The sequence below is a fragment of the Frigidibacter sp. MR17.14 genome (assembly GCF_037095735.1).
In the GTDB taxonomy this organism is placed as follows: Bacteria; Pseudomonadota; Alphaproteobacteria; order Rhodobacterales; family Rhodobacteraceae; genus Frigidibacter.
Map to the genome: position 1 here is coordinate 848,577 of NZ_JBAWKD010000001.1, position 18,290 is coordinate 866,866.

Annotated in this window: 17 protein-coding genes; 11 read left to right on the forward strand and 6 right to left on the reverse strand. The window is 69.2% G+C overall.

Annotated elements, in window-relative coordinates; all coding sequences use genetic code 11:
* Positions 1–33 precede the first annotated feature (33 nt).
* The 4 genes from V8J36_RS04005 to V8J36_RS04020 all read left to right on the forward strand — a co-directional run bounded on the left by V8J36_RS04005 (position 34) and on the right by V8J36_RS04020 (position 3,476).
* Positions 34–948 (forward strand): hypothetical protein, encoded by a 915-nt coding sequence (locus V8J36_RS04005; RefSeq protein WP_336465947.1) that lies wholly within the window; start codon positions 34–36, stop codon positions 946–948.
* A 122-nt stretch (positions 949–1,070) separates the two neighbouring features.
* Positions 1,071–2,294 carry an argininosuccinate synthase gene (locus V8J36_RS04010; protein WP_336465948.1) on the forward strand — a complete coding sequence of 408 codons (1,224 nt, stop codon included), beginning with the start codon at positions 1,071–1,073 and terminating at the stop codon, positions 2,292–2,294.
* A 242-nt stretch (positions 2,295–2,536) separates the two neighbouring features.
* Entirely contained in the window at positions 2,537–2,917 is a 381-nt protein-coding gene (locus V8J36_RS04015; RefSeq protein WP_336465949.1) for a hypothetical protein, read from the forward strand.
* Positions 2,918–3,092: 175 nt separating this feature from the next.
* The gene (locus V8J36_RS04020; protein WP_336465950.1) at positions 3,093–3,476 is read left to right on the forward strand and encodes a hypothetical protein; all 384 of its coding nucleotides are present in this window, start codon (positions 3,093–3,095) and stop codon (positions 3,474–3,476) included.
* Positions 3,477–3,572: 96 nt separating this feature from the next.
* Here V8J36_RS04020 and V8J36_RS04025 read toward each other — a convergent pair whose 3' ends face one another.
* Together V8J36_RS04025 and V8J36_RS04030 are read right to left on the reverse strand one after the other, a co-directional pair.
* A complete protein-coding gene (locus V8J36_RS04025; RefSeq protein WP_336465951.1) occupies positions 3,573–4,238 on the reverse strand; it encodes a flavin reductase family protein in 666 nt (221 codons plus the stop codon).
* A 35-nt stretch (positions 4,239–4,273) separates the two neighbouring features.
* Positions 4,274–4,966, reverse strand: a complete 693-nt coding sequence (locus V8J36_RS04030; RefSeq protein ID WP_336465952.1) for a GntR family transcriptional regulator — start codon at positions 4,964–4,966, stop codon at positions 4,274–4,276.
* Positions 4,967–5,220: 254 nt separating this feature from the next.
* Here V8J36_RS04030 and V8J36_RS04035 point away from each other — a divergent pair, with 254 nt between their 5' ends.
* From V8J36_RS04035 to V8J36_RS04065, 7 genes are read left to right on the forward strand one after another with little or no spacing between them, the layout of a single operon-like run.
* Positions 5,221–6,774 (forward strand): ABC transporter substrate-binding protein, encoded by a 1,554-nt coding sequence (locus V8J36_RS04035; RefSeq protein WP_336465953.1) that lies wholly within the window; start codon positions 5,221–5,223, stop codon positions 6,772–6,774.
* Positions 6,775–6,828: 54 nt separating this feature from the next.
* Positions 6,829–7,794 (forward strand): ABC transporter permease, encoded by a 966-nt coding sequence (locus V8J36_RS04040; RefSeq protein ID WP_336465954.1) that lies wholly within the window; start codon positions 6,829–6,831, stop codon positions 7,792–7,794.
* A gap of 9 nt (positions 7,795–7,803) precedes the next feature.
* Positions 7,804–8,772, forward strand: a complete 969-nt coding sequence (locus V8J36_RS04045; RefSeq protein WP_336465955.1) for an ABC transporter permease — start codon at positions 7,804–7,806, stop codon at positions 8,770–8,772.
* 9 nt (positions 8,773–8,781) lie between these two features.
* Entirely contained in the window at positions 8,782–9,972 is a 1,191-nt protein-coding gene (locus V8J36_RS04050) for an amidohydrolase family protein (protein ID WP_336465956.1), read from the forward strand.
* Positions 9,969–11,450: a chlorohydrolase family protein gene (locus V8J36_RS04055; protein WP_336465957.1), complete on the forward strand. Its 1,482-nt coding sequence runs from the start codon at positions 9,969–9,971 to the stop codon at positions 11,448–11,450. Before V8J36_RS04050 ends, V8J36_RS04055 begins: the two co-directional genes overlap by 4 nt.
* Positions 11,447–12,412 (forward strand): ABC transporter ATP-binding protein, encoded by a 966-nt coding sequence (locus V8J36_RS04060; RefSeq protein WP_336465958.1) that lies wholly within the window; start codon positions 11,447–11,449, stop codon positions 12,410–12,412. Before V8J36_RS04055 ends, V8J36_RS04060 begins: the two co-directional genes overlap by 4 nt.
* Positions 12,409–13,371 (forward strand): ABC transporter ATP-binding protein, encoded by a 963-nt coding sequence (locus tag V8J36_RS04065; RefSeq protein WP_336465959.1) that lies wholly within the window; start codon positions 12,409–12,411, stop codon positions 13,369–13,371. The genes V8J36_RS04060 and V8J36_RS04065 overlap by 4 nt, the downstream gene beginning before the upstream one ends.
* Here V8J36_RS04065 and deoC read toward each other — a convergent pair.
* The 4 genes from deoC to V8J36_RS04085 form a co-directional block, all read right to left on the reverse strand.
* Entirely contained in the window at positions 13,365–14,090 is a 726-nt protein-coding gene (deoC, locus tag V8J36_RS04070) for a deoxyribose-phosphate aldolase (protein WP_336465960.1), read from the reverse strand. The two genes, V8J36_RS04065 and deoC, sit on opposite strands and share 7 nt — an antisense overlap.
* 90 nt (positions 14,091–14,180) lie before the next feature.
* Positions 14,181–14,897, reverse strand: a complete 717-nt coding sequence (locus V8J36_RS04075; protein ID WP_336465961.1) for an HAD family hydrolase — start codon at positions 14,895–14,897, stop codon at positions 14,181–14,183.
* Between the two features lie 94 nt (positions 14,898–14,991).
* Complete coding sequence (locus V8J36_RS04080; RefSeq protein ID WP_336465962.1) at positions 14,992–15,894, reverse strand: PfkB family carbohydrate kinase; 903 nt, start codon at positions 15,892–15,894, stop codon at positions 14,992–14,994.
* A 72-nt stretch (positions 15,895–15,966) separates the two neighbouring features.
* Positions 15,967–18,231 (reverse strand): NADP-dependent malic enzyme, encoded by a 2,265-nt coding sequence (locus V8J36_RS04085; protein WP_336465963.1) that lies wholly within the window; start codon positions 18,229–18,231, stop codon positions 15,967–15,969.
* Between the last annotated feature and the right edge of the window lie 59 nt (positions 18,232–18,290).

An 18,290-nucleotide genomic window follows, 5' to 3' on the forward strand; every position in this document is an offset into this window, starting at 1 on the left:
ATTGAGGCACAAACCGATGCGGAGGATCCCATCATGAACCATGCGCTTCGCCTGACCCTGTCCCTGAGCCTCGCCGCAGCGCTGATGGCCCCGGGAAAGGGAAGCCTGTCGCCCTTCGCTGCCACCCCCGCCTTCGCCGACAAAGGCGACAAGGGCGACAAGGATGGCGGAAGCGACAAGGGATCGGACAAAGGGTCGGAGAAAGGCTCCGACAAGGGGTCGGATAAAGGATCGGGCAAAGGGTCGGACAAGAGTGCCGATCGCGGGGCCGAGAAAGCCTCGAAATCCGCCGAAAAGGCCGAACGTGCCGCGGCCAGAGACGCCGTCAGGAACGCGGTCGAGGTCAGCAGCACCGCGAGTGGAACCGTCGAAGAGACCGGCAAGACCAAGGGCGCCAAGGGCAAGGTCGCGTCCGAGTTGAAGGGGCTGAACGCGATGCATGCCAGCCCGACCGCGCTGGCCAATGCCGCCCCGAACAGCCGCGTCGGGCGCATCGCCGCCTATCGCGCCGCGGCGCTGGCGACCTCGGCCAGCCTTGCCACGTCGCAGGAGGCCGAGGCCGAGCTTGCCGCGGCACAGGCCGGCTATGACGCGGCACTGGCCGATCTCGATGCCCTGACCACCGATTACGCCGGGCGCTCGGCGGCAGTGATTCAGGCCGATATCGACGCGCTCGACGCGGCGGCGCCGAACTACGACAGCTCTGCCGCCAGCCTCGCGGAGGAGATGGAGGAAGCACAGGCCCACGCCGCCGAGGTCGAGGCCGCCACCGCAGATCTTGCCGAGGCGCAGTCCGCGCTTTCGGCAGAGCAGGCGGAATACGCCGCGCTCTCGGGCGACGTGAGCGCGCTCGAGGCGCAGGAGCAGGCGGCGCTGATGGAAGCGACCGGCGGGCGCATCCTGTCGGACGAGGCGATGGACGAACTGCGCACGGCGCTGGGGCTGTAACCCCGGCGAGGGATTGCGCCGGATACAATTTGCCGGCGCCTTCCCCGCTCGCGAGCCTTGTCCCATTGGCGAAAAGGCACTAAGCGGGCGGGTCAGTTGACCTTGCCCAGACGGAGCCGCCGATGTCCGCGCCCAAGAAAGTCGTGCTCGCCTATTCGGGTGGCCTCGATACCTCGATCATCCTGAAATGGCTGCAGACCGAATACGGCTGCGAGGTCGTGACCTTCACCGCCGACCTCGGCCAGGGCGAAGAGCTGGAACCGGCCCGCGCCAAGGCCGAGCTTCTGGGCATCAAGCCCGAGAACATCCACATCGTCGACCTGCGCGAAGAGTTCGTGCGCGACTTCGTCTTCCCGATGTTCCGGGCGAACGCAGTTTATGAAGGGCTCTACCTGCTTGGCACCTCGATCGCGCGGCCGCTGATCTCGAAATACCTCGTCGAGATCGCGCAGAAGTCGGGTGCCGACGCCGTCGCCCACGGCGCGACAGGCAAGGGCAACGACCAGGTGCGGTTCGAGCTGGGCGTCGCCGCCCTCGACCCCTCGATCAAGACCATCGCCCCCTGGCGGCTCTGGGATCTGACCTCGCGCACCAAGCTGATCGAATTCGCGGAAGCCAACCAGATCCCGATCGCGAAGAACAAGCGCGGCGAGGCCCCGTTCTCGGTCGACGCGAACCTGCTGCACACCTCGTCGGAAGGCACCGTGCTGGAGAATCCGGCCGAGGAAGCCCCCGACTATGTCGCCCAGCGCATCGTCGCGGTGGAGGATGCCCCGAACGAGGCCGAATTCATCGAAGTGACCTTCGAGAAGGGCGACGCCGTCGCGATCAACGGCGAGGCGATGAGCCCGGCCACGATCCTGACCAAGCTCAACGAGCTGGGCGGCAAGCATGGCATCGGCCTGCTCGACTTCGTGGAAAACCGCTTCGTCGGCATGAAGTCGCGCGGCGTCTACGAGACCCCCGGCGGCACGATCCTGCTGGAAGCCCACCGCGGGATCGAGCAGATCACCCTCGACAGCGGCTCGGGTCACCTCAAGGACTCGATCATGCCGCGCTATGCCGAGCTGATCTACAACGGCTTCTGGTTCAGCCCCGAACGCGAGGCGCTGCAGGCGCTGATCGACAAGACGCAAGAGCATGTCACCGGCACCGTCCGGCTGAAGCTCTACAAGGGCGCAGCGCGCACCGTCGCCCGCTGGTCGGATCACTCGCTCTATTCCGAGAAGCACGTGACCTTCGAAGAAGACGCCGGCGCCTATGACCAGCGCGATGCTGCGGGCTTCATCCACCTGAACGCCCTGCGCCTGAAGCTGATCGCGACGCGCAACGCCCGCGTCAAGTAAGCGCCTTTCGAGCGGTTCTGAAGTCAGGGGCCGGTCCGCAGGGACCGGCCCTTCCTTTTCGTGCGCCGGTTTCCCGGCATCTGCACAGCGGTTTGCCGTCGGTGCATTTTCGCACACTGAACCGTTCAGTTCGGACAGTTTTGTCTGCCCATCAAGCGCCTAGATCAGTGTCACGGAACAATGACGACGCCAGCTGGCGCCGCCCCGCCAGACACAGAGCCTCAGACGCATTGGAGCATACCATGTCCGCTCGCATCACCCGCACCCTCCCGGTCCTGACCGGCATCGCCGCCGTCGCCCTGTCGGCCGGCTCGGCCTTCGCACTCGACTTCAGCGCCGGCGACGACCCCATCCCCTTCGCCCCGCGGTCGAGCGTCGCGACCCGCCTTGACGTCGACTACCATGCCGGCGTCCCCGGCATCGACAACCGCGCCGTGGTGAACGGCGCCGGCCAGACCATCGGCCACGTCAAAGGCTTCGCCAAGGAAGGCACCGGCGACGCGCAGCGGATCTATGTCCAGCTGGACAACAGCCGGGACGTGATCTCGTTCGTGACCTCGGCCACCTATGGCAAGGGTCCGATCGTGCTGAAGGACAACGCCTTCGTGACCGGCCGCCGCTGACGGCCCGCAGGCGCCGCGGGCGGTCGACGCCCCGGTGCCCCCCCTTCTGCCCCAGGCAATGGCCGTTTGCGGCCCGCCACCGGAAAAGGGTCCGCTTTCAACCACCGCAGCCCCCGGCGCCGATGACGGACGCCGATCCCGAAGGGCTGCCGACATATCCCCAAAGGAAGACATCATGTCCGCACGTTTCAACCGCACCGCCCCCGCCCTTGCCGCCCTCGCCGCGCTGTCGCTGTCGGCCGGCTCGGCCTTCGCGCTCGACTTCAGCGCCGGCGACGACCCGATTCCCTTCGCCCCGCGCTCGAACGCCGTCGCCTCGCGCGCCTCGACCGATTTCGAGGCCAGCAATCCCGGGCTGCACGGCCGCGCCGTGGTCAATTCGGCCGGCGAGCAGATCGGCACCGTCCGCGGCTTCGCCAAGGAAGGCACCGGCGACGCCCACCGCCTGTATGTCGCCCTCGACAACAGCAACCACGTCGTGTCGTTCGTGACCTCGGCCACCTATGGCAAGGGCCCGATCGTGCTCAAGGACACCGCCTTCGTCACCGGCCGCCGCTGACCCGCGGCGGGCGCACCCAACTCCCCGGGGTGACGATGCGATGCAGAAGGGCGGCCCCGCGGGGCCGCCCTTCGTCGTGTCTGGCCCGTGGGTTCGTCAGGCGCGGGCGCGCCACTCGTCCAGCGACATGGTCTTCAGATCGAAGGTCTCGTTCGAGCGGCTGTAACCGTGCCCGCCCATCCGCCCCAGCGCGTCGAGCCCGGCCGGGTCGATATGCATACGCTCGTTCACGATCGACGCGCGCACATGCATCGCCAGCACCTCGCCCAGCACGATCTCGCGCCCGTTGCTGCCGATGTTGAGCGTCACATGCTGGCGGCACTCCAGCGCCACCGGTGCCTCGGCGATGAACGGACAGGCGACCTTCACCCCCGGCGCGGCGGTCAGCCCCGCCTCGGCCAGTTCGTCCACCTCGGGCGGGAACGGGACGGCGGTCGCGTTCATCGCCTCGAGACAGGCGTGATCGACGATGTTCACCGTGAATTCGCCGGTCATCCGGATGTTGCGGCCAGTGTCCTTGAAGGTGCCGTCCCCGTGGTTCTCGACCCCCAGCGCCAGGATCGCCGGGTCGGAAGACAGGACGTTGAAGAAGCTGAAGGGCGCGGCATTGACCCGCCCCTCGGGCGAGAGCGTGGTCACCCAGGCGATGGGCCGCGGCACGACGGCACCGATCAGCAGCTTGTAGCGCTCGCGCGGGGTCAGCTCGGCGAAATCGAAGCGCGTGAAACCGGCCGCCGGCGGCGGGTCGAGACGGATCTGCATGGGGAAGCCCTCCTCGGGCGGGGCGATGCGCGGAACTACTGGTCGGTGGGCGAAAGATAGCGGGACAGGATCGCGCCCACGTCGGGCTCTCTGCCGCTGTCGTCGGAATTGGCGCGGTCCTCGACCGCGTGCAGATGGGCATCCATGATCGAGACCGCGCGGGTGCGGTCCTGCGCCTTCAGCGCGGCGATCAGGCTGCGGTGTTCATCGATGCCGCATTCCGCCGAATGCGGGCGGCCAAACCGGGCAAGGATCAGCGACGACCGCGACACGATGCGACCGACGAAACCGGTCAGCTCGGCCGAGCCGGTCAGCTCTGCCAGCAGGATGTGGAACTCGCCCGCCAGCCGGATCGATCGCGGCGACGAAGCGCGCACCGCCCGCTCTTCCTCCTTCACATGGCTTTCCAGCGCATCGATGGCATCCTTCGACATGCGCTTGCACAGCCGCTCGATCACTTCGCGCTCGAGGCAGCGGCGCAGCGAGAAGATGTCTTCGGCCTCTTCGAAGCTGGGCATGGCGACCGCGGCGCCGCGGTTCGGGCGCATCTCGACCAGCCCGTCGCCGGCCAGGCGCACCAGCGCGTTGCGCGCCGAGGTGCGGCTGACCCCGAAGGTGTCGCCGATCGAATCCTCGGGCAGCTTCACGCCGGGCTTCAGCGCCTGCTCGAGAATCGCGCGCCGCAGGGAGGCATAGATCGCGTCGCTTCTGGTGGTGTTCGTGGACATCGGGCGTATCCGGTCGCCGTTTCTGCGTCCTTTAGTAGTAGGCGAACAATCGACCGTCAAGACTGCATGCAATTTTGTCTTGATATTGCATTCGTGATTCTGCATCACTTGGACGCATCGGCCGGTTTTGCCAGTTTAACGGGGAAAATCGGCCGGGACGGCAAGCCATTTCGCGTTCCGGACCCAGAATCCCCCACCGGAATGCATTCACCGCCCAAACATTTTGCATGCACTCCTGAGGGAAGTTGACGAACATGACCAAGACCGGATCCCTGCTTCTCGCCTCGGCGCTGCTGGCGGCCTCGCCCGCGCTCGCCGAAAACACCTTCCGCTGGGGCGCATCGCGCGACATGGGCTCGCTCGACCCCTACAGCTATGGCGACAGCTTCACGCTGGGCGTGCTCAACCACGCCTATGAAGGGCTGGTGCGCTATGACGGCGACCTTAAGATCGAGCCGGCGCTGGCGACCAGCTGGGAAATCGTCTCGCCCACCACCTGGCGCTTCCACCTGCGCGAGGGCGTGACCTTCCACGACGGCGCCACCTTCACCGCCGAGGATGTCCTCGCCTCGCTCACCCGCGCCAGCGATCCGAAATCGCCGCTGAAGGGCAACATCCCCGCCTACAAGGGCGCGAAGATCGTCGACGAGCACACGATCGAGATCGAGGTCTCGGCCAACTATCCGCTGCTGCTGAACGACCTGACCACGATCTACGTCTTCGACGCGGGCTGGCTGAAAGCCAACAACGCCGAGGCGCCGACCGATGTCGGCTCGGGTGTCGAGGGCTATGCCACCTACCACGAGAACGGCACCGGCCCGTTCAAGATCGAAAGCCGCACCCCCGACGCCAGCACGGTGTTCGTGAAATACGACGGCTGGTGGGACACGCCGAAGCACAACATCGACCGGATCGAGTTCACGCCGATCGCCTCGGACGCGACCCGGGTCGCGGCGCTGCTGGCGGGCGACATCGACTTCACCGACAAGGCCCCGGTGCAGGACATCCCGCGGCTGGAAGCCTCGCCCGACGTGAAGCTGCTGGAGGGCACCGACCTGCGCACGGTCATGCTGGGCTTCTCGCAGCGCGACACGTTGATCGACGGCAGCCCGAACCCGATGCAGGACATCCGCGTGCGTCAGGCGCTGCAGATGGCGATCGACCTCGACCTGATCCAGAAGAAGGTGATGCGCGGCAAGTCCCGCAACGCGGGCACCCTCGTCGCCCCGCAGATCCCGGGCTATGACGCGGCGCTCGACACCCCCGCCAAGGCCGACCCCGAGACCGCGAAGGCGCTGCTGAAAGAGGCCGGGGCCGAGGGGATGACCTTCGACTTCAACTGCGCCGACACGCTGGTGAACGAAGAGCAGATCTGCCAGGCCATCGCCTCGATGTGGAGCCGGATCGGCCTGAAGCCGCGGCTCGACCAGGGGCCGCGCGCGGTGCAGACGCCGAAGCGCTCGGGCGGCAAGGTCGATGTCTACACGCTGGGCTGGGCGACGCTGCCGATGCTCGACACTTATTCGCTGACCAGCCAAGTCCTGCACAGCAAGGGCGGCACCTTCGGGATCTTCAACTGGGGCGGCTGGTCGGATGCCGAGTTCGACAAGGTGGTCGAGGCCTCGGCGACCGAGCTCGACAACGGCAAGCGGCAGGCGATGAACGCCGAGGCGCTGAAGATCGCCAAGGACCACGTGCTGATGATCCCGCTGCACCAGCAGCCGCTGACCTGGGCGACCTCGTCGAAGGTCGAGCATCTGCCGCTGATGGCCGACAACCTGCCGCGGCTCTGGCTCGCCACGAAGTAAGCGCCCCGCCGGCCCCGCCCGGGGCCGGCCTCTCCCGCCTTAGGAGCCCCAGCGATGCTCGTCTTCCTGATCAAGCGCATCGGCAACGCGGTCCTCGTGATGCTGGCCGTCGCCTTCCTGGCCTTCATGGTCTTCCGTTTCCTCGGCGACCCGGTCGAGATGATGATGAACGAAAGCGCCACGCAGGTGGAACGCGCCGAGCTGCGCGAGCGCCTTGGCCTGAACGCGAGCTTCGTCGAGCAATATGCCCGCTTCGTCACCCGCGCAGTGCAGGGCGATTTCGGCATCTCGTGGCGCAACCAGCAGGAGGTCATCGGCCTGATCGGCGAGCGCTTCCCCGCCACCTTCGAGCTGGTGCTGATCGCCACGATCATCTCGCTGGTCGTCGGCATCCCGCTGGGCGTCTTCACCGCCATCGGCCGCGGGCGATGGTGGGCAGAGGCGCTGCAGACCACCTCGATCATCGGCGTCTCGCTGCTCTCGTTCATCGTCGGCATCCTGCTGATCCTCGTGTTCTCGGTCAGCCTCGGCTGGCTGCCCGGCTATGGGCGCGGCGACACGGTGCAGCTTGGCTGGTGGTCGACGGGGCTTCTGACCCGATCGGGGCGGGCGGCGCTGGTGCTGCCGGCGGTCTCGCTGTCGCTGTTCCAGATCACGCTGGTGATGCGCCTCGTGCGGGCAGAGATGCTGGAAACCCTGCGCACCGACTTCATCAAGTTCGCCCGCGCCCGCGGCGTGCCGGCCCGCGCGCTGCACTTCCGCCACGCGCTGAAGAACTGCCTGATGCCGGTGGTGACGATGACCGCGATGCAGGTCGGCAACCTGATCGCCTTCGCGCTGGTGACCGAAACCGTCTTCCAGTGGCCGGGCATGGGCATGCTCTTCATGCAGGCGATCACCTTCGTCGACATCCCGGTGATGGCGGCCTACCTCTGCATCGTCTCCTTCATCTTCGTCGCCCTGAACACCGTCGTCGACCTCGCCTATGCGCTGATCGACCCAAGGCTGCGCGCCGCCTGAGGAGGCCCCATGTCCATGACCGACACCCGCCCCGAGTCCCCGGCCATCCAAGCCGCCCCGAAGCGCCCCTCGCGCCTGGCCCGGCTGCGCGACAGCGACCTGTGGTACAGCTTCACCCGCACGCCCTCGGCCATGGTCGCGGCGGTGCTGCTGGCGCTGCTGCTGCTGGGCGCGATCCTCGCGCCGCTGATCTCGCCGCAGAACCCCTACGACCTCGCCGCGCTCGAGCTGTGGAACGCGGAACTGCCGCCGATCTGGCAGGAGGGCGGCCAATGGCCCTATCTGCTGGGCACCGACCTGCAGGGCCGCGACATGCTGTCGGCGATCCTCTATGGCTCGCGCTCGTCGATCCTGATCGGCGCGGCCTCGGTGGCGGTCTCGCTGGCGGTCGGCGCGGCGCTGGGGCTGGTCGCGGGCTATTACGGCGGCTGGGCCGATGGCGCGCTGATGCGGGTGGGCGACATCCTGCTGTCGATGCCCACCATGCTGATCGCGATCCTCGTCTCGGCCATCGCCCGCAACGCGCTTCCCGCCGACTGGCGCGAGGCCGGCGCCTCTGCCGTCATCGTGCTGGCGATCTCGCTTTCGGCCTGGGTGCAATATGCCCGCACCGTGCGCGCGCAATGCATGGTCGAGCGCAACAAGGAATACGTGCAGGCCGCGCGGCTGCTGCGGGTGCCGGGGCGGCGGATCATGCTGCGCCACATCCTGCCCAACTGCACCACGCCGCTGCTGGTCGCGGCGACGCTGAACTTCGGCCTTGGCATCCTGATCGAGGCGACGCTGTCGTTCCTTGGCGTGGGCATGCCGCCCGAACAGCCCTCGCTCGGGACGCTGATCCGCATCGGCAACCAGTATCTCTTCTCGGGCACATGGTGGATCGTCGTCTTCCCCGCCGTGCAGCTCTGCCTTCTGGTCGTGTCGATCAACCTGATCGGCGACTGGCTGCGCGACGCCCTCAACCCGAAACTTCGCTGAGACCGACCCATGACCCTGATCATCCGCAACTGCCGTCCCCTCGGCCTCGCGCCGACCGACATCCTGATCGAGGACGGCCGCATCACCGCGATGGGCGCGGGCCTGACCGCCCCCGGCGCCACGGTCGAGGATGCGGACGGCCGCATCGCGATCCCCGGCCTCGTCGATGCCCATACCCATGTCGACAAGTCGCTGCTGGGCTGGCCCTGGTATGTGAACGAGGTCGGGCCGCGGCTGATCGACAAGATCACCAACGAACGCGCGGTGAAGAAGGCCTACGGTCTTGATCCCTACACCCAGTCGATGCGGCAGGTGCTGCAGTCGATGGCCTTCGGCACCACGCTGATCCGCAGCCATGTCGATGTCGACACCGAACAGGGCCTTGCTGCGGTCGAAGGCGTGATGCGCACCCGCGAAGAGCTTGCCGGCGAGGTCGAGATCCAGATCGTCGCCTTCCCGCAATCGGGCCAGATGACGCGCGCCGGCACCGACAGGCTGCTGGATCAGGCGCTGGCGATGGGCGCGGACCTGATCGGCGGCATCGACCCCTGCGCGATGGAGCGCGATCCGAAGGGCCATCTGGATACCGTCTTCGGGCTGGCCGAAAAGCACGGCAAGCGCATCGACATCCACCTGCACGAGCCCGGCGAGATGGGCGCCTTCTCGATGGAGATGATCTTCGAGCGCATCCGCGCGCTGGGCATGCAGGGCAAGGTCGCGGTCAGCCACGCCTTCTGCCTGGGCTTCGCCGATTTCGAGCGCACGCAGGGCCTGATCGACACATGCGCCGAGCTTGACGTGCCGATCCTGACCACCGCCCCCGCCTCGCGCGATGTGCCGCTGGTGCGCCGGCTGATCCCGGCGGGCGTGCGGATGGGTGCGGGCAACGACGGGTTCCGCGACACCTGGGGCCCCTATGGCGACGGCGACATGCTGGAACGCTGCATGTTCCTTGGCATGCGCAACAACCTGCGCCGGGATGACGAGCTGGCGCTGGCCCTGCAGATCTGCACCACCGGCGGCGCCGGGGCGATCGACGTCGCCGGTCACGCGCTCGAGGTCGGCGGGCGCGGAGACCTCGTGCTGCTCGAGGGCGAGACGCTGGCCGAGGCCATCGTCACCCGCGCGCCCCGCAAGCTGGTCGTCGCCGGCGGCCGCGTCACCGCCCGCGACGGCGCGACGCTGCGGGTGATCCCGTGACGCGCTGGCAGGACCTTCCCCTTGGCCGGCGGCCCGAGGGCCGCTGGGCGCTGGCCGCGCGCTGGATCGTCGTCGACCGGCCCGAAGGCCGCCGGCTGCTGGAGAACGGCGAGGTGGTCATCGAGCGTGACCGGGTGCTCTGGACCGGCCCGCGGTTCGAAGGCGCGGTCGCGGCGCGATTCGATCTGGGCGAGGTGCTGGTGACGCCGGGCCTTATCGATCTCGACGCGCTGTCGGATCTGGACACGACGGTCCTGGGCCTCGACAACCAGCCCGGCTGGCGCAAGGGCCGGGTCTGGCCGCATGACTACGCGGGCCGCGAGATGTATGCGCCCGAGGAGCTGGCCTTCCAGAAGCGCTTCGCCTTCGCGCAGCTTCTGCTGAACGGCATCACCTCGGCGCTGCCCATCGCCTCGCTCTTCTACCGCGCCTGGGGCGAGACGGTGCCCGAATTCGACGCCGCCGCAGAGGCCGCCGAAGACCTTGGCCTGCGCGTCTGGCTGGGCCCCGCCTATCGCACCGGCGGCGTGCGGCTGGACGCCGAGGGCCGGATGCATCCCGAATTCGACGAGCCGCGCGGGCTGGCCGAGTTCGAGGCCGCCGCCGCCTTCGCCGCCCGCATCCACGGCCGCGCTGATGGCCTGATCTCGGGCCTCTTCGCGCCCGACCGGGTCGAAACCTGCACCGAGACGCTGCTCCGCCGCACGATGGACAGGGCGCGCGACCTCGACCTGCCCGTGCGGCTGCACATGGCGCAGGGCGAGATGGAGCTGCAGACCGTCCGCCGCCTGCACGGGGTGACCGCGCCGGAATGGCTGGACCGGATGGGGCTGCTGTCCGACCGGCTGATCGCGCCCCATGCGACCGTGGCCACGCCCGAGGACCTCGCGCGCTATGCCGCGAACGGGGTGACGGTGGCGCATTGCCCGCTGGTCTCGGGCCGGCACGGATCGGTGCTGCGCTCGTTCTCGTCGCTCCGCGCGATGGGGATCCGCATCGGCATGGGCACCGACACCGCCCCCGCCGACATGGTGCTGAACCTCGCGACCGGGCTGATCGCCGACCGGATCGCGGGCGGCAGCGCCTCGGCCGCAGATTTCCTGAACGCGGCGACGCTGGCCGGGGCCGATGCCCTCAAGCGCCCCGACCTCGGCCGCATCGCGCCCGGCGCCAAGGCCGATCTCGCGGTCTTCGACATGGCCGACACCCGCGTCGCGCCGCGCATCGACCCGGTGCAGACCCTGATCTGGGGCGCCACCGGCCGGATCACCCGCGCCACCCTCGTCGACGGCCGCCTTGTCATGCGCGACGGCGCCGTTGCCGGGATCGACCTGCCCGCCGCCCGCGCGCAGGCGCAGGCACAATTCGACCGGCTGGTCGCGCAATACCCCGAGCGCACCTTCGGCCACCCCCCGGTCGAAGAGATCTTCCCCCCCGCCTACCCCCTCGCCCAGCGCCAGATGGAGGAGACGCCATGACCGACCCCGTGCTCGAGATCCGCGACCTCACGGTCGAATTTCCGACCCGCCGCGGCACGCTGACCGCGCTCGACGCCGTCTCGCTCTCGATCCGGCCCGGCGAGATCCTGGGCGTGGTCGGCGAATCCGGCGCCGGCAAGTCGATGACCGGCATGGCGGTGCTGGGCCTGCTGGAGCCCCCGGGGCGCGTCGCGGGCGGCGAGATCCGCATCGCCGGCCAGCGCACCGACGGACTGTCGGAGCGCGAGATGGCGCAGGTCCGCGGCCGCACCGTCGGCGCGATCTTCCAGGACCCGCTGACCTCGCTGAACCCGCTGTTCTCGATCGGCCGGCAGCTGGTCGAGACGATCCGCCTGCATTCCCCGCTCGACCGCCGCGCCGCCCGCACCCGCGCCATCGAGCTGCTGAAGCAGGTCGGCATTCCCGGCGCCGACGAACGGATCGACCATTACCCGCACCAGTTCTCGGGCGGGATGCGGCAGCGGGTGGTGATCGCGCTGGCGCTGGCCGGCAATCCGCGGCTGATCATCGCCGACGAACCCACCACCGCGCTCGACGTCTCGATCCAGGCGCAGATCACCGCGCTTCTGCGCCGGATCTGCAAGGAGCAGGGCGCGGGCGTGATGCTGGTGACCCATGACATGGGCGTCATCGCCGAGACCGCCGACCGCGTCGCGGTGATGTATGCCGGCCGTCTGGTCGAGATCGGCCCGGTGGACGAGGTGCTGCGCGCGCCCAAGCACCCCTATACGCGCGGCCTGATGGGCTCGATCCCCGCGCTGGGTGCGCGGGTCGAGCGGCTGGCGCAGATCGACGGTGCGATGCCGCGGCTGAACGCGATCCCGCCCGGCTGCGCCTTCGCGCCGCGCTGCCCGCAGGCCACCGCCGCCTGTGCCCTGACCAAGCCCCGCCTCGGCCCTGCCGGCGCCGCCTGCATCCTTCTGGAAGGAGAAGCCGCATGAGAAGCCTTGATAACGCGGTCGAGGTCGATGCCCTGACCCGGGTCTTCGACGTCTCGGACCCGTGGTTGAACCGGATGATCGAGCGCAAGCCGCGCCGGACCCTGCGCGCGGTGCAGGAGGTGACCTTCACCGTTCCGAAGGGCCGCACGCTGGCGCTGGTGGGCGAATCCGGCTGCGGCAAGTCGACCGTGGCGCGGTTGGTGACCGGCCTCTACCCGCCGACCGAGGGCGCGATCACCTTCGCCCCGGGCCGCGACGGCCGGCCGATGATGGCGCAGATGATCTTTCAGGACCCGCATGCCAGCCTCAATCCGCGCTGGAAGGTCGGCGACATCATCGCCGAGCCGATCCGCGAATTCCGCCTGCGCTCGGGCGAGGCCGCGACCGCCGCACGGGTGTCGGAGCTGCTGACCACCGTCGGCCTCTCGCCAGACGACGCGCGGCGTTTCCCGCATGAATTCTCGGGCGGGCAGCGACAGCGGATCTCGATCGCGCGGGCGCTGGCGTCAGAGCCCGAATTCCTTGTCTGCGACGAGCCGACCTCGGCGCTGGATGTTTCCGTGCAGGCGCAGATCCTGAACCTGATGCGCCGGCTGCAGGACCAGCTGGGGCTGACCTACCTGTTCATCAGCCACGATCTCAGCGTGGTGCGGCACATGGCCGACCGGATCGCGGTGATGTATCTGGGCCGGATCGTCGAGGAAGCGGCGACCGAGGACCTGTTCGCCGATCCTCAGCACCCCTACACGCGGCTGCTGCTGGACACGATCCCGGACCTGCGCGCCCCGAAGCGCGACCGCGCGCCCTCGGGCGGCGAGCCGCCGAGCCCGCTGAACCCGCCCCCGGGCTGCGCCTTCCACACCCGCTGCCCGCAGGCCGTGGCGCGCTGCAAGCTGGAGCGTCCGGCCCTGACCCCGCGGGCCGACGGCGGCCGCGTGGCCTGCCTGCTGGCTCAGTAGCTGCCGCTGGCCGCGCCCGCCTCGCCCACCAGCGCATCGAGAAGGCCCGAGCAGCCGATGCGGAACATGTCGGGCCCGGCGTTTTCGGGCCCGAAGGCGGCACGGGCCTGCGCCAGATAGCCCAGCGCCGCGGCGCGGTCGCGAATCCCGCCCGAGACCTTGAGCCCGAGGTCGCGATCCGCCGCCGCGATCTCTGCCAGCAGGTCCGCCGCCGCCTCGGGCGAGGCGCCGTGCGGGGTCTTGCCGGTCGAGGTCTTCAGGAAATCGGCACCGCCGGCGATGGCGGCGCGGGCCAGCGCGCGGCGCTCGTCACTCTCCATCTCGCCGGTCTCAAGGATCGCCTTCAGCGGCAGCTCGGGATGGGCGGCCTTGATCGCGGCCACCATCGCCTCGGTCGCCCGCGCGGGGTGCGGCAGCGCATAGGGCACCACCAGATCCAGCTCCTCGGCCCCCAGTTTCACGGCATGGGCGGCCTCGTCCAGCACCTGCTGCAGGCTGGCCCGGCCGGTCGGAAAATTGAGCACTGTCGCGACCTTGACCCCGCTGTCCTCCAGCAGGCGGCGGGCCAGCGCGACATGCTCGGGATAGACGCAGACCGCGGCGGTGCCGAAACGGTTCGCCTTGACGCAGAGCGCCTCGATCGCCTCGGACGGCGCGCCGGTTTCGAGGTTGGTCAGGTCGATGGCACCGATCAGGGCGATGGTGGTGGTGTCGGTCATGGCTGGGTCCTCCCCCGAGGTCATTGATCCCATTGTCCCATGTCGCGGGCCGCAAGGCCAGCATGGCGCGAGGTCAGGGTGAAGGGGCGGTCACAGGCGGTGGGCGGCCAGCCGCTGGTAATGCGGCAATGCCGCCGCAGCCAGCGCGGCATAGTCGGGGGACAGCTCCGGCAGCGGGCCCTCGGCCGCCTCGAACCCGGTCGAGCCATGCACCGCGCCGTACCAGTGCGGGGCCCAGACCCCGTCGTAGGCCTTGGGCCCGGCCGGCCAGCGCAGCATGTTTCCCGTGAAACCGATGCCCAGCGCCGTGCACAGCTTTTCCAGCGTTTCCGAAGGGTTGGCGCGGATGTCGGCGCTGTCGACCACCAGCGGCGCACGGCCCAGCCGGTCCGCGACCTCGTCGAAAAGCGCCGCCTGCTGCACGAAACCGATGTCTTCGAGCGTCGGCCCCTCGCGCTTCTTGGCATAGCTCGCCACCACCCGCGCGGGATGGCGGATCAGGAAGACATTCTCGCACTCGGCCATGAAGCCGCGGTCGAGCCCCGGGATCATGTGCAGCGTCATGTGCTTCTGGTAGAAATGCGCCGCACCCCCCGGCGCGGGACCGGCGCAGGCGGCGGCGACGCTGTCCGGGTCGCGGTCATGGGCGGCGAGGATCTCGTCCCGCATCGGGTGGTCGATGCCGCTGCGGTCCAGATAGGCGGCATAGAAGGGCTCGTCCCAGACGGCGCAGTCGCCGCGGGCGGCGAAGCTGTACATCATCGCCGTCGACAGGTTGCGTGGCCCCGACCACATCGCGATCCGCATGTTTCCCCCAATATTGCCCGGTGCCCTGCGTACACCCCCCGTACACCCCCCGTGCAGACCGGGCGCGCGTTCGGAGGGCGCGTTCGAGGCGAGACTAGCGATCCGTGGCGCCGCTGCCAGCCTGTTCCGCGAGGAAGGCAAGGACCTCGTCGCGCGCGGGCATCGCGTCGCCGGCGCCGGGCCGGGTGACCTGGATCGCGGCGGCGGCGGCGGCGAAGCGCAGCGCCTCGGCCGGCGCGGCGCCAAGGTCGCGCGTGGCGGCGAAACTGCCCGCGAAGCAGTCGCCCGCCCCGGTGGTGTCGACCGGCACGACGCGGAACGCGGGCTGCGCCAGCCGCGCACCGGTGGCGGTGTCGATCAGTTCCGCGCCCTCGGCGCCGCGGGTGATCAGCAGTTCCGGCACCGGCACCGTCTCGAGCGGGCAGCCCAGCGCCCGCGTCAGTTCTGCCGCCTCGCCCGCGTTCAGCGCCAGCGTGGTGACGAAGGGCAGGATCGCCTCGACCGCCGCCAGTTCGAAGGGCGCGGCGGAATAGACCACGCGCATCCCCCGCGCGCGGGCCAGTCGCGCCGCCGCGACCTGATGCGCGGTCTCGTTCTGCAGCAGCAGCGTGTCGCCCGGGCCCGCCTCGGCCAGCGCCGCCGCGACCGCGTCGATCGCGAAGCCCCAGTTCGCGCCGCGCAGGATGACGATCACGTTCTCGGCCGCGTCATCGACATAGATGTTGGCATGGCCCGTCGGCAGGTCCAGCACCGCGACGCGGCCGGTCTCGACCCCCGCCGCCGCCAGCCGCTCGAGCGTCCAGAGCCCGTCGCGCCCGACCGCCCCCAGATGCGTGACATTCGCGCCGGCCCGCGCCGCCGCGACCGCCTGGTTCGCGCCCTTGCCGCCCTGCCCCATGGAATGGCTGTCGGCGGTCAGCGTCTCGCCCGGCTGCGGCAGGTGCCGCACGCGATAGACATGGTCGATGTTGATCGAGCCAAGGTTCCAGATCGCCATGCCTCAGGTCTTTCTCATTGGTCCAAATATCCGCAGGGGGGTCCGGGGGGCGTGCACGCCCCCCGGCTTCCGTCACTTCGCCTGACCGATCCGGCAGGCCGCGATCGCCGCCATGTTCAGGATGTCGTTCACCGTCGAGACGGTCGAGCAGATCTGGATCGGCTTCTCGGTCCCCACGAGGATCGGCCCGATGACGGTCGCCCCCGCCATTTCCTGCATCAGCTTGACCGAGATCGAGGCCGAGTGCCGCGCCGGCACCACCAGCACGTTGGCCGGGCCCGACAGGCGGCAGAACGGGTACATCGCCTGCTGTTCGGGGTTCAGCGCCACGTCGACGGTCATCTCGCCGTCGTATTCGAAATCGACGCCGCGCGCGTCGAGCACCTTAGGCGCCTCGAGCATCTTGGTCGCGCGTTCCGAGACCGGATGCCCGAAGGTCGAGAAGCTGACGAAGGCCACCCGCGGGTCAAGCCCCAGCCCGCGCGCGACCTTGGCGCCAGCCTCGGCGATGTCGGCGAGGTCTGCGGCCTCGGGCCATTCCTGCACCAGCGTGTCGCCGATCAGCACGACCTTGCCACGGTGCAGAAGCGCGGTGATGCCCACGGCATGGGCCGCCGCATCGGCGTCGAAGACGTGGTTGATCAGTTCCAGCACATGCGCCGATTTCCGGGTCGCCCCGGTCAGCATCGCGTCGCCGTGGCCATGGGCCAGCATCAGCGCCGCGAAGACGTGGCGGTCGCGGGCGGCCAGGCGGTGGATGTCCTGCGCGTCGAAGCCGCGGCGCTGCAGGCGGGTGTAGAGGAAGGACTTGTAGGTCTCGAAATGCCGGGTGTTGGCGGCGTTCACCACCTCGATCTCGCGCCAGGCGTCGCCCAGGCCCGCGGCTTCCAGCTTCTGCTTCACATCCGCCTCGCGGCCGACGACGATCGCCTTGCCCATGCCGCCGCGGGCCCAGGCCACGGCCGCGCGCAGGACGCGCGGGTCATCGCCCTCGGCGAAGATCATCCGGCTTTGCGCCGAGCGGGCGCGGGCATGGATCGCCTGCAGGATCGAGGCGGTCGGGTCCATCCGCTCGCGCAGACTTTGCGTGTAGGCCTCCATGTCGATGATCGGGCGGCGGGCGACGCCGGTGGCCATCCCCGCCTTCGCGACGGCGGGCGGCACCGTGTAGATCAGCCGCGGGTCGAAGGGGGTGGGGATGATGTAGTCGCGCCCGAACGACAGCTTGCGGCCATAGGCCACCGCGACCTCGTCGGGCACGTCCTCGCGCGCGAGCGCCGCCAGCGCCTGGGCGCAGGCGATCTTCATCTCGTCGTTGATCGCGCGGGCATGGATGTCGAGCGCGCCGCGGAACAGGTAGGGGAAGCCCAGCACGTTGTTGACCTGGTTCGGATAGTCCGAGCGGCCGGTGGCGACGATGGCGTCGGGACGCACCTCGTGGGCCTCTTCGGGGGTGATCTCGGGGTCCGGGTTCGCCATGGCGAAGATCACCGGGTTGTCGGCCATGGATTTCACCATGTCCTGCGTCACCGCCCCCTTGGCCGAGACGCCCAGGAACACGTCGGCGCCGCGCATCGCCTCTTCCAGCGTGCGGGCCTCGGTCCGGGCGGCATGGGCCGATTTCCACTGGTTCATGCCCTCGGTGCGACCCTGGTAGATCACGCCCTTGGTGTCGCACATCAGGCAGTTGTCGTGCTTGGCGCCCATCGATTTCAGCAGCTCGAGGCAGGCGATGCCGGCGGCGCCGGCGCCGTTCAGCACGATCTTCACGTCGCCGATCTTCTTGCCGGTCATTTCGAGCGCGTTCAGCAGCCCCGCGGCGCAGATCACGGCGGTGCCGTGCTGGTCGTCGTGGAAGACGGGGATGTCCATCGTCTCTTTCAGGCGCTGCTCGATGATGAAGCACTCGGGCGCCTTGATGTCTTCAAGGTTGATGCCGCCGAAGGTCGGCTCCATCAGCTTCACGGCGCGGATGATCTCTTCGGGGTCTTCCGAGGCCAGTTCGATGTCGATGGCGTTCACGTCGGCGAAGCGCTTGAAGAGCACCGCCTTGCCCTCCATCACCGGTTTCGAGGCCAGCGCGCCGAGGTTGCCGAGCCCGAGGATCGCGGTGCCGTTCGAGATCACGGCGACCATGTTGCCCTTGACGGTGTAGTCATAGGCGAGGCCAGGGTCGCGGGCGATCGCCTCGACCGGGACGGCGACACCGGGCGAATAGGCGAGGCTGAGGTCGCGCTGGGTCGCCATCGGCGTCGAGGCGACGATGTCGTATTTCCCCGGCGTCGGCTCGAGGTGATAGGCAAGCGCCTCTTCGGGGGTGATACGGGTCTTCGACATCGGGGCCTCGGTGTCCGGGGGTCAAGCAAGCCTGCGCTGCTTAGCCAAGATGCCGGAAG